This window comes from Bifidobacterium polysaccharolyticum (assembly GCF_016101585.1).
Lineage (GTDB): Bacteria > Actinomycetota > Actinomycetes > Actinomycetales > Bifidobacteriaceae > Bombiscardovia > Bombiscardovia polysaccharolytica.
In genome coordinates this window covers 581,624-593,412 of record NZ_JACFQG010000002.1, presented here as the reverse complement: position 1 = coordinate 593,412, position 11,789 = coordinate 581,624, and the positions used below count along the sequence as shown (strand labels likewise).

The following is an 11,789-nucleotide window of genomic DNA, read 5'->3' as shown; positions in this document are numbered from 1 at the left end:
TCCCGTTCGACTTGCATGTGTTAAGCACGCCGCCAGCGTTCATCCTGAGCCAGAATCAAACCCTCCACAAAAAACCATGAAGAAGGCCGAAACAGCCCACATCAATAATTGACGGGCCAGCTTCCATAAGGAGGAAACCAACCCACGAAAAACCCCGACACCCCTCACAACGCTCCCACGTACCCGACAACAGCCGGGCGGGCATCGGACTGGCAATCAAAAAGCTATAAGTAGCACAAACACGCTCTTGAGTTCTCAAACCACCACCACACCAACAGCTCCAAGCCCTCCGAAGAGTTCTCATCACTGCCGGGCAGCAAGAAGTAAACTTACACGAAGTTGCGTTGTCCCGCAAATTGGCATAGGAAAATATCGAAGGAACCCAACGATTCCGGGGATTCTACGGCGTGTCGATTTTCATCGACATGGTCCCCCGTTCCGTCGACCTTCGCCTATCCAGGAGCCCCGCGCGCTCTTCAGCGAGGCTCAAACCAATATCTTCCATGACTCATATTAGTAGATTTCGTCGCTTGCAGCATGTATTTCTAGCATGCGAATCGGCGAAAGCGGCAAGGCAGCCCTTGCATGTCAATAGAGGGTTACAGGCAGACGGCTTTAACCGTCGCTGCAAACCGTTCAGGCTCATCCCATTGCGGGCAGTGCCCGGACCGGTCAAAGCGAATGAACCGATGTGGACTCTTCAGCCCATCCGCAAACCGCTCAACCAGAGTGCCTGGCAGATGACGGTCATACTTGCCGCTAATGAAATATACCGGTGCCCCGAAAGAAGTCTGCCTGCTGAAATCAACCTGCTCCAGCTCAGCATCCAAGCGAGCGCGGGATTGAGCCACCCCCTTGGCGTGGTTGAGCAGACGCGACCAGTTGTAGTAGGGCGAGCGCAGGTAAGTCATGATCCGCCCCAGGGATCCGAACAGCATGGCAGCCCCGCCACGAGACAACAACTCATTGATCATCAGCACCATGTCAGCGGTTCCGCTCTCCCTGCTGACGACCGAACCGAGCCGGGGACCCAAATTCTGTTGCCCCCAATGCCGTCTTAGCCGAAGAGCGGCGCGCATGCTGACAACCTGCCCAAGGCCGATGTAGCAACGAACAAGCGAGGGATAGCGCTTCACCATCTCCAGCCCTAGGACGCTACCCCAGGAATGACCGATGAGAATCAGAGAATCCTGCCTGTAGGCTCGAAGAAGCTTTAGCACGAACTGGTGAACATCTTCGACCATCGAATCGATGGTCACCGCCTCGCCAGGGGCAAAGGGATGGTAGGACAGACCGCTGCCCCGCTGGTCCAGGTTGATGAAACGGAAATCGCGTTCCAAGGCCGCGTTGTAGCGCATGGTCAGCGGAATGCAGGCATCGCCCGGACCGCCATGGAGGTAAAGGATAATAAGGGCACGGCGAGGTGCTGGATTCATCGAGAAGACAAGGCGTGTACCTCTAATCCACGTCCAATACAAACGTGAATGCGTGGAACACTGATGATGAGCACAGCTTCTGCCTTGGGCCATAATGGAATTCTATCGGAAAACAGACCACAAGAATCTCTCATTCGTACGATAAAGCGAGCAGCAGAGCAGGCCTGTGTATCTCTGAAACACCAGTCGAAACCGTCTGCGGCATCAGAATAACGTCTTAGGGCCACTCACCAAGCCCTACGACATAAGTATCCCTGTCTCTGGAGCAGCAAGGTATTGGCTCAGCATGCTGATTTAATTACTCTGCACCGCTAGGACCGCTGATGATTGACGTAACCCGCCCGTATAAGTGCTGGCAGGCTAAATCCTGCCATAATTATGAGGTACAGACAAACGAAGAACTGATACTCTTTTATCGACACTTTCTGGCTTCAGTACGACAGATCAGACGCTTTAATCGACAATTCATGATATTTCTTTGAGACATTTTATGCGCCTTGTCATAGTAAAAGAAAGCAGGTGATAAAGACCAAAGTTGCTCCTTATCAAACATGAGCGCATGGCCTTTGTCGGCTTGTTTCAAGCAAGAAGATAACAAGGAGACAAGAACCATGTTACAAATTAATATGGCTGATGTCATTACCATATTGCATTCGCTGGTACCATATCTGGTCACCGTCGGCGTACTGCTTATCCTGGCACTGATCATCACCTTCGCAGTCAACAAAAAAACTGTGACCAACCTGGGTGCCCGTAAATTAGTACATTCAGAGTCTTGGATCATTGCACTGGTAGCCGTCGTCGCCACGATCTCCATGATGCTGACCGGCCCCATGTCTACCATTCTGAATAATGCAAGTGTTGAAAAACACTTATTGAGCAGCCAGACTGTCGCTTCGGCCAATAAACTCGCCAACGAAACGCAACGGGAAGCCATCACCCTACTGAAGAACGATGAATCTAATCTCCCCCTATCAACTAAAAAAATTAACGTTTTCGGATGGAGCTCAACTAATCCTGTTTACGGCGGTTCAGGATCGGGATCAATGTCTGACCAATATCCGACAGTATCGATGCTGGAGGGAATGAAACGAGCTGGATTCAGCACTAACAGCAAACTGAGCAAGTTTTATACCGACTTCCGGGAAAAACGCCCAGAAAGTGGCTTCAAGGCAAATTGGTCCCTTCCCGAGACGCCAGTAGAGCGGTATTCCCAAAACCTAATCGATAACTGCAAGGAATTCTCCGACCAGGCAGTCGTGGTGATTGCTCGTACCGGTGGAGAGGGATCGGACCTGCCCACTGACATGAAAGCAAAGAATGTCATCTTCAACGAGAATTCAAAGAAGTACGCAGAATTTGAGGCTGGTCAACACTACCTGCAACTCGACCACTCAGAGAAAGACCTCCTCGATTTAGTAACCAAGAATTTCAGCAAAGTTACTTTGATCTATAACGGTGCCAATACTTTCCAATTCGATTTCCTGGATAAATATCCTCAGATCAAGTCGGTCCTCTGGTGCCCTCCTGCAGGACAGACAGGATTCCAATCTCTTGGCGACATCCTGGCAGGCAAAGTAAACCCCTCCGGAAGAACCTCGGACACTTTCATTAAAGATCTGAAAAAAGCCCCGAACTGGAACAACTTCGGTGATTTCACCTACGATAATGCCGATCAATTCGAATTGAAGGACGCATTCTCCGGTGAAATGGTCAAACCGCACTTCATCAATTACAACGAAGGCATCTACGTCGGATACAGGTTCTATGAGACAGCGGCCCAGGAAGGTCTTATCAATTACAACGACCTCGTCCAGTATCCCTTCGGGTATGGTCTCTCATACACACACTTTGAACAGAAAATGAGCGAGCTCAACCACGCCAATGGAAAGGTCTCGGTCAATGTGACCGTAACCAACAAGGGTCAAAAGCCAGGAAAGAATGTAGTAGAGCTGTACTACAACCCTCCATACACCAATGGAGGTATTGAGAAAGCCTCCACCAACCTGGTCGCCTTCCAGAAAACCAAGGAGCTGAAGCCCGGGGAATCCCAAACAGTTGAGCTCTCCTTCGATGAAGGTGATATGGCTTCGTACGATGCTAAGGGCGCGAAATCCTATGTCTTGGAAAAAGGTGACTACAAGGTATCCCTGCAGACGGATTCCCATACTGTCATTGACAGCAGAACTCTGACCATTGCGAATACCGTAGCTTACAACAGCAAAGATAAAACACACAACGGCGACCGCACTCCTGCCACAAATCACTTCGACAATACTAGGGGTGACCTCACTTATTTGAGTCGTGCCAACAGGTTCGCCAATCACACACAAGCAAGCGAAAAGCCTGCTTCCATGTCTATGAGCGATGAGATTAAAGCGAACTTTGTCAATAATGGAAACTACGACTCCAAGAAGTTCGACAAAGCCTCTGATAAGGCACCAATCATGGGAGCTAAAAACGGAATCCACCTGTCTGATCTGTACGGGAAATCCTATGATGATCCGCTTTGGGACAAGCTTCTCGATCAGCTTACCTTTAAGGATATGGACAGCCTCATTGCCAAAGGCGGATATGGCACACCTGCTATCAAATCCATTGGAAAAATCCAATTAGTTGACGCAGATGGGCCAGCTGCGCTGAACAATAACTTCACCAAGGTTGGTTCAATCGGTTTCCCCTCCTCTACAGCTTTCGCCTGCACATGGAATCGTAACCTCGCTAAGCGTTTCGGCGACATGATTGCACAAATGGCTAAAGACATGCACATTACTGGTTGGTACGCGCCGGCAATGAACATTCATCGATCCGCCTTCGGCGGTCGTAATTTTGAGTACTTCTCTGAAGATCCTGTTCTTGCCGGGACTCTGGCCTCGGCCGAAGTCGAGAGTGCACAGACAAAAGGAGTCTACGCTTTTATCAAGCACTTCGCTCTCAATGAGCAAGAGACAAATCGAACTGACATGCTTTGCACGTGGGCCGATGAACAGTCCATGCGAGAGATTTATCTCAAACCCTTTGAGATGAGTGTCAAAAAGGGTGGTGCTACCGCTGTCATGAGCTCCTTCAACTACATCGGGCCTAAGTACTCAGGTGCCAACCCCGACCTCCTGCAGAAGGTTTTGCGAGGCGAGTGGGGGTTCCGAGGCTTCGTTGTTACTGATTATTTTGGCGCATACGATACTTTCCAGAACGGCGACCAAGAAATGCGCAATGGCAACGACTCGATGTTGGCAACTATGGATGTAACGAACCATGTCGCCAACAAATCAGCCACCTCGCTCAAGGCCATGCGACAAGCTAGCCATAACATCCTCTACACTACAGCTAATAGCTGGATGTACGCTAACGGTCAGCCCAAGTCCAAGACTCCCTTCTGGCGCACCACCATGTATATAATTTGGGGTCTAACCTTGGTTCTGGCCCTGCTTGCCGAGTTCATCACCATCAAGCGCTTCATGAAGCGCAAGTGATCACTCCGAGGCAAATAGCAGCGTAGGGGATAGAGGAAGCCAGACAAACTTGCTGTATAACTGGCTTCCTCTTTCCATTGAAGGAATGCGAATAACTCTCTGGTCACCCATCTTCTAGGCAAGGAAGATAACTACTGAAGTCTTCGTTGGGAAGAAACCGTAATTAGACGCAAATAAACCGAAATGAAACCATTTATGCACCCGTTCATACAGATTAGGAACAGGGTGTGCTCTTAGAAGCATAGTCACTAATAATACAAATAAACAGCAATCGAACCATTATCAGAAAACTTCGTTGTTTTCTGAACCTGCAGAGAACTTCGGCACAGGTCTTGACCTCTCGGAGAGACTGGCCGGTTAACCACCGAAGAGATCGTGGAGAGGGAACACCATGGAAGTCAAGGATCTGACAGTTCTGGAACGGGCATCGCTGCTCTCCGGAAAATCCACCTGGGCGACCCGTGCCCTGAAGAGGGCGGGCGTCCCGAGCATGGTCCTGAGCGACGGTCCGCACGGCCTGCGGCGCCAGACCGGATCAGGGGACAACCTGGGCATGGGCAAATCCAAGCCCGCCACCTGCTTCCCCACAGCCGGCACTGTGGCCTGCTCATGGGACCCGGAGCTGGCCAAGACCATGGGCCAGGCGCTGGGCAGCGAGGCTAGAAGCCTGGGCGTCAACATGGTCCTGGGTCCGGGCATGAACATCAAGCGTAATCCCCTGTGCGGCAGAAACTTTGAATACTATTCCGAAGACCCCCAGGTAGCCGGTCATATGGCTGCTGGCCTTATTGAAGGCATCCAGTCACAGGGAGTAGCCGCCACCCCCAAGCATTTCGCCATGAACAGCCAGGAGCTGCGCCGCCAGGCATCCGACTCCGTGGTAGATGAGCGCACCATGCGCGAGCTCTATCTGACCGGATTCGAGATCGCCGTACGCCAGGCCCATCCCTGGGCCATCATGACCTCTTACAACATGGTCAACGGCACCTATGCCAACGAGAATCCCCACCTGCTCAAGGACATCCTACGCAAGGAGTGGGGCTTCGACGGAATGGTGGTCTCGGATTGGGGCGGCTCCAACAGTGCGGTCGCTGCAGCCGCCAATGGCTCCTCCCTTGAAATGCCCCAGGCCGGGTACGACTCCGTCCGCCAGATAGCCAAGGCAGTGCAGGAAGGCCGCCTGGACGAGGCCGACCTGAACGCCCGGGCCGAAGAGGTGGCGCAACTGGCCAAGCTGACCTATCACTCCGACATGGACCCCGATGGGAACCTGACCGCAGACCAGATACGGGACCACCATCAGGTGGCAAGGAGCATCGCCGAGGGATCCGCCGTCCTTCTGGTCAATCGGGAGGGACGCCTGCCACTGGCCGCCGGCACACGGGTCGCCCTGGTCGGCGACATGGCCGAGACTCCAAGGTTCCAAGGATCTGGGTCCTCAAAGGTCAACGCGGCCAAGCAGGAGAGCATGCTGGACCTGATCAGGCAGGGCAACGGCGACGGCCTGGAGCTGGCCTCCTACAGCCAGGGATATGAACGCCATGGCGAGAAGAACCAATCTTTGATCGACCAGGCCGTGGCTACGGCCGACCAGGCTGATGTAATCGTTGCCTGCGTGGGCCTGGACGAGCGCAGCGAATCCGAGGGCCTGGACCGTTCCCACATGGACATTCCCAGCAACCAGGTCGACCTGATCAAGGCCTTGGGTGCGACGGACAAACCTTTGGTGGTCGTCCTGGTAGCGGGCTCCCCTGTCACCACCGACTGGATCGACCAGTGCGATGCCGTCCTCTACATAGGACTGTCCGGGCAAGCTGGTGCATCAGCCACCCTGAACATCCTGACGGGCCGGGTCAACCCCTCCGGCCACCTGGCGGAAACCTGGCCCAAGTCCTATGCCGACTGCCCCAGCGCCGACTGGTATCCCGACCCTGCTCACGAATCGATCTACCGGGAGGGTCCCTTCGTCGGCTACCGTTATTACCTGACCACCGGCGTGGAGGAACGCTTCCCCTTCGGATACGGCCTGTCCTACGCACACTTCACCTATGCCGATCTATCCGTGGACGACAAGGGAGCAACCTTCACCCTGACCAACGACTCGGACAGGCAGGGGGCCACCGTTCCCCAGCTCTACGTCCAGGCGCCCAAGGGTGGCGTGCTCAGGCCGGTCCGCGAACTAAAAGGCTTCAAGAAGGTCAGCCTGGAAGCCGGTCAATCAACCCGTGTCCGTATCGACTTCGACCAGACGACCTTCCGGCACTTCGACACAGCCAGCAACTCATGGCAGGTCGAAGCCGGCGGCTGGACCATCATGATTGGATCCGACGCCCGCAGCATGGAGCTGAGCGGACATCTAACCGTCCAGGGCACCGTCGACCCGCAGAGTCCCGACCCTGCCCTGGGCGCCTACCTGACCGGCCGGGTCAAGGAGGTCGACGATGCCGCAGTGACAGCACTCTTCGGTCACCCGGTGGTTCGACAGGGCATCGTCAACTCCTTCGGCATCAACGATCCGCTCTCGTCCTGGAAGGACTCCAGAAGCGCCCTGGCCAGGTTCGTGGCCAACTTCCTGGCCAAGAACGAGAGCCGCCACGAGACCAAGACCGGCAACCCCGACCTGAACACCCTCTTCCTGCTCAACATGCCCCCCAGGGCCATGGCCAAGATGACCAACGGGCTGATTGACACGGCCATGGTCGAGGCCATCGTGCGCATCCCCAATGGCCACCTGTGGCGGGGGCTGGGCGGATTCATCGCCGGATTCTTCAGGAACATGTCCGCCAACCGCAAGACCGGAAAGGAGCTCAATCATGAGTGATCAGCACAGCCAGCAGGCCGGACAGCCGACCCAGGGGAAGGCGACTACGGCCTCGCAGTGGGCGATCGTCCGTTGGTGGCGGCGGTTCAGCGACCAGCACACCACCCTGGCCCAGTTCATCGTCTTCTTCATCCTGTCCAACGGGGTCACCGTCCTGCAGCTGGTGCTCATGCCCGTGCTCAAGGCCATCTTCAACGGCACCTCCCTGGTGGGCACCAACTTCCAGATCTGGCGCATGGGGACCGTCGGCGGCAAGCCCTACTACCTGTTCGACTATGCGGCCGGGTCGATTGGCCACGGCGGCGGGGGCGGCCTGGCCTACTTCCTCGCGGTGGAGATCACCCTGCTGATTGCCCAGATCATCAACTTCTTCCTCCAACGCAACATCACCTTCAAGTCCAACTCCTCGGTCTGGAAGGCGGCCTTCTGGTACCTGGCGGCCTATGTGATCATCACCATCATCGCGGCGGCGCTGCAGGGCTGGTACAAGGACCCCATCTACGGCTTCTTCCAGCACACTCTGAACTGGGGCAGCCTTGGGACCACCGTTGCTGACTTGGTCACCATGATCATCAACTCGGCCATCTCCTTCTGGGTCTTCTTCCCCATCTTCAAGGTCATCTTCCGTCAGGAGCCCACCGAATCTCAGGCGAGCGCCCAATAAAATTCCGGCCCCACTCCCCCAGTCGCCAATGAACCGGCATGCATCGGCGACCAGAGGGGCGGGGCCTTTTCCTCAAACCCATCATGTACAGTGGTCGCAACGGCCGTCGGCGGGGGTACGGCAACCCCGCCGACATACCCACCGACCCATTCTTTTGCGAAGTGATCGTTCATGACAGCTGACCGACCGGCCTCCACAAGCCCGCCCGTTCTCACCTTCATCGTCCCCGCCTATAACATGGCCCAGCATCTGCCGACCTGCCTGGATTCGCTCCTGAGCCGGGAGGGGGACGATCTGGAGGTTATCGTGGTCGATGATGGATCCACCGATGACACAGCGCAAGTGGTGCAGTCATACCAGGAACGCCATCCGCACACCGTCCGTCTGATCACCCAGACCAACAAGGGCCATGGTGGCGCGGTCAACACCGGCCTGGCAGCCGCCCGAGGCTGCTACGTCAAAGTGGTCGATGCCGACGACTGGGTGGACCCGACATCGCTGAGTCTGGTCCTGGACCAGTTGCGCGACCAATCGCGATGTACGAATCCGGTGGACATGGTGGTCACCAACTACGTCTATGAAAAAGAAGGCCGCAAGCATAAGCGGGTCATCAACTTCCGTAGCGTCATGGACCCGGGGCGGGTGCTGGACTGGAACCATCTGGGGCGGTTCGGACTGGCCCAGTACATGATCATGCACGCCCTGATCCTGCGCACCGAGGTGCTCCGCCAGGCCCACACCCGCCTGCCCGAGCACACCTACTATGTGGACTTCATCTACTCCTATCAGCCCCTGCCCTGGGTGCACACCCTGCTCTATCTGGACACGAATTTCTACCGCTATCACACCGGCCGTCAGGGCCAGTCGGTGCAGACCTCGATCATGATCGCCCGAGTCTCGCAACTATTGCTGGTCAACAGACTCATGGCGGATTCCACGCCTGACCCGGGGACGGTTCCCCGTGGACTTTATCGTTATATGATCCACTATCTGTCCATCAACTGCGTGGTGACCTCGGTCTTTCTGATCCTCTCTCGCAAGCCCAGCAACTACAGGAGCAAGGACATGCTCTGGAGTAGGCTGGAGCACCGCTCCCCTGCCATCGCCTCCGATGTCCGCTCCACCCTGCTCTGCCGGATGATCAACATGCCGGGCAGACCGGGCCGCCTGGCCATCCGCCTGGGTTATAAAGCCGCCGAAGCCGCCATGGGCTTCAACTGATCGCCCTCCCTCGGCAGGAGTACGCAGAGGCTGAACCAGTGATGCTCGGTGCGTAGGGTCATCTCGCCCTGATAGCGGTGGACTATGTGCCGGATGGACTTGACCCCATACCCATGCAGGCCATCGTCGGTCCTGGTCTTGGTGGTGGCCAGCTCGCCATTGCCTTTCCAATTCAGAGGCGAGACGAAGTAGTTTTCGATGCGAATCACCACGAACTGTCCTCGGGCGTACAGGGCCACCTTGATCAGGCGGCGGTCGGGCTCCTTGACCTTTCTCAAGGCCTCAATGGCATTGTCCAAGGCGTTGCCGAAGAGAGTGGAGACATCCATGGGAGACATCCCCTCCAGGAGCGAGCCGTCGGCCACCATGGTCAGGGTGATTCCCTCTTCCGAACAGATGCGCTCCTTGGTTGACATGACCACATCCAGGATGGGGTTGCCGGTGTGCTGCTGCGACCCGTACCGTCCGACCGCAGCCTCCAGCTCCTCGAAGTCCTGCGACTTGCGCTCAGGGTCCATCTGCGAGCGCAGGGCGGCGATTTGATGCTTGAGATCGTGGGCAAGCCTGCCCATGGCATCCAGATTCTCCTTGGAGCGCATGTACTCGCGATGCTGGCTGTAAGCCCGGGCGTTAATGGAGGCCAACTCGGCGCTGGTATGGCTTTCCCGCAGCTGCTCCTGCTGGGCGTAGAGCATGGCGAACCCGCACAGGTCCACCAGAGTGCGGATATAGAAGACCTCCAGGCCAACCCGACCGGAGAAGGGGGTATTGGTGGAGACAAAGCTCAGGTTGGACATGGCGAAGGTGACCACTGCGATAACCGCGGCTATGAAGACGCTGCGGCCAGGCACGGAAGGCTGGGCATCGGCAAAGTTACGTCGCTCAGCCACCCAAGCCAGCAGCCCTACGCCGCCGTAGATCAACACCAGCAAAACCAGTGAGGCTGGGTCGTACAGGCTGTGACTGGATGGCCGCATGAAGGAGTCCAGCTGCCAATGCAGGGAGGCGATCAGCTCAGCCAGGACGAAGGCGCGGGCCAGCAGATAGGCCCCATCCAGCGCACCCAACCCTGAAGCCAGCATAATGATGGCGTACATGCAGACCACAGCCAGGCACATGCTGATGATCCAGAAGGCGATAGGCAGGGTGCCAGCCCAGTACTGAACCACGATCAGCACAGCCAGACCAGGCAGAAGGACCGCCACCATCCGCAACCGAGAGATCCTCGGCCCGATGGCCAACAGGTAGACCAGGCAACCCAGCCACTCGCTGATGGCTGTATAGAGCCGGGGGATGTCAGGGAGGGCATTGAGGATGTGGGTGGTGGTCATGGCCGACCTGCCACGTAAGCGGTAAGAGCCGTCATAAAGGACTTCTTACGGGGTCGGCTGACCCGCAGCCGCTGACCGGTTGACATAATGCAGTCCTGGTCTTCCATGCCCGTCACATGGGCCAAATTGACCAGGTAACAGGAGTTGGAGCGGAAGAATCCCCGCTGATCCAGCTGTCCCTCCAGACTTTTCAGCGTGCTGTTCGTGGTCAGCGAGGAATCCAAGGTGTGGATGACGCTGCTGTGGCGGACGGATTCGATGAAGACGATGTCCTTGAGGGGAATTCTGGTGGATCGGGCGCCCTCGGTAATCAGGATGGACAGGTCCACGCGGCCGCGCACCTGGGCAATGGACCGGTCCAGCTCCTGGGAGAAAGCGAACCAGGGCAGTGGTTTGAGCAGGTAGGAGAGGGCACCCACTTCATAGCCGTTGATGGCGTACTGGGGAGCGGAAGTTATGAAGACGATGACCACCGACTCGTCACGGGCACGCACCCTGTGGGCCACTTCAATCCCGTCCATGGGGGTCATCTGAATGTCCAGAAGAAGGATGTCATACACAGGCCGATAACCATCTGCAAAAGCCTTGCCATCGGTGAAAACGCTGACCGTCAGTTCCTCCTGACGTTCCTTGCGGTAGCGGCTCAGGTAATTGACCATGGTTCGACAGCTGATGGAATCGTCATCCACCACTGCGATTCTGATCATCCTGGTGCACACTCCTTACCCCGTCGGCCAAGGACCTATGGCCGCCGTTATCACCGTTCTTCTATGATATCGGAGATGTCCGCATGGCAGACCGCGCTTGCCGGAAGCCGAACTCGGACAAGCATGGTTTAAACTG

At 56.1% G+C, this 11,789-nt stretch carries 7 protein-coding genes and 1 rRNA gene; 4 read left to right on the top strand and 4 right to left on the bottom strand.

Annotated features, from left to right (window positions below):
• A 16S ribosomal RNA gene (locus H3T90_RS05590) occupies positions 1–71 on the bottom strand; the annotation flags it as partial.
• 528 nt (positions 72–599) lie between these two features.
• A complete protein-coding gene (locus H3T90_RS05585) occupies positions 600–1,436 on the bottom strand; it encodes an alpha/beta fold hydrolase (protein WP_198229855.1) in 837 nt (278 codons plus the stop codon).
• Between the two features lie 611 nt (positions 1,437–2,047).
• Here H3T90_RS05585 and H3T90_RS05580 point away from each other — a divergent pair.
• From H3T90_RS05580 to H3T90_RS05565, 4 genes are all read left to right on the top strand, one after another.
• A complete protein-coding gene (locus tag H3T90_RS05580) occupies positions 2,048–4,909 on the top strand; it encodes a beta-glucosidase (RefSeq protein WP_198229854.1) in 2,862 nt (953 codons plus the stop codon).
• Positions 4,910–5,300: 391 nt separating this feature from the next.
• Positions 5,301–7,730 (top strand): glycoside hydrolase family 3 C-terminal domain-containing protein, encoded by a 2,430-nt coding sequence (locus H3T90_RS05575; protein WP_198229853.1) that lies wholly within the window; start codon positions 5,301–5,303, stop codon positions 7,728–7,730.
• Positions 7,723–8,394: a hypothetical protein gene (locus H3T90_RS05570; protein WP_198229852.1), complete on the top strand. Its 672-nt coding sequence runs from the start codon at positions 7,723–7,725 to the stop codon at positions 8,392–8,394. The genes H3T90_RS05575 and H3T90_RS05570 overlap by 8 nt, the downstream gene beginning before the upstream one ends.
• 171 nt (positions 8,395–8,565) lie before the next feature.
• Positions 8,566–9,615, top strand: coding sequence for a glycosyltransferase family 2 protein (locus H3T90_RS05565; RefSeq protein ID WP_198229851.1), 1,050 nt, complete (start codon positions 8,566–8,568; stop codon positions 9,613–9,615).
• Here the strand turns inward: H3T90_RS05565 and H3T90_RS05560 are convergent.
• A complete protein-coding gene (locus H3T90_RS05560; RefSeq protein WP_198229850.1) occupies positions 9,579–10,946 on the bottom strand; it encodes a sensor histidine kinase in 1,368 nt (455 codons plus the stop codon). The two genes, H3T90_RS05565 and H3T90_RS05560, sit on opposite strands and share 37 nt — an antisense overlap.
• Positions 10,943–11,653, bottom strand: coding sequence for a LytR/AlgR family response regulator transcription factor (locus tag H3T90_RS05555; RefSeq protein ID WP_046322082.1), 711 nt, complete (start codon positions 11,651–11,653; stop codon positions 10,943–10,945). Before H3T90_RS05555 ends, H3T90_RS05560 begins: the two co-directional genes overlap by 4 nt.
• Between the last annotated feature and the right edge of the window lie 136 nt (positions 11,654–11,789).